Origin of the sequence: Nocardiopsis sp. NRRL B-16309 (genome assembly GCF_001279585.1) — a bacterium.
Taxonomy (GTDB): domain Bacteria; phylum Actinomycetota; class Actinomycetes; order Streptosporangiales; family Streptosporangiaceae; genus Nocardiopsis.
Window position 1 is genome coordinate 1 of the sequence record NZ_LGEC01000146.1, and the last position, 509, is coordinate 509.

At 67.6% G+C, this 509-nt stretch carries 1 protein-coding gene; it reads right to left on the reverse strand.

What is annotated here, in order from left to right; translation table 11 throughout:
* A partial coding sequence (locus ADL05_RS28415) for a SulP family inorganic anion transporter (RefSeq protein WP_197285972.1) occupies positions 1-509 on the reverse strand: 509 nt, incomplete at both ends.

Sequence of the window (509 nt, forward strand, 5' to 3'; positions counted from 1 at the left end):
ACCTTGGCGGTCATCAAAGACTCCATCAGCCCCACCAGCGCCAGCGTCATCGCATAGGGGGCGATCAGCGTCAGCGTGTCCAGGGTGAAGGGCACGTTCGGGATCAGCGGGATGGGGAACGTGCTGGGCAGCTCGCCCATGTCCCCCACCGTGCGGGCGTTGAGCCCCATCGCCAGGGCGCCCACGGTCAGCACCACGATCGCCACCAACGGCGCCGGCACCGCCTTGGTCAGCAGCGGAAGACCGAAGATGATCACCAGCCCGATCGCGACCATGGCGTAGATCGGCACCCCGACCCCCGCCAGATGCGGCAGCTGGGCCAGGAAGATGAGGATGGCCAGCGCGTTGATGAACCCCGTCATCACGCTCGGCGGCACGAACCGCATCAGCTTGGCCACGCCCAACAGACCCAGGCCCACCTGGATGAGTCCGGCCAGGATCGTGGCGGCGATGAGGTAGTCGACGCCGTACTCGATCGACAGCGGCGCCACCACCAGGGCCATCGCGCC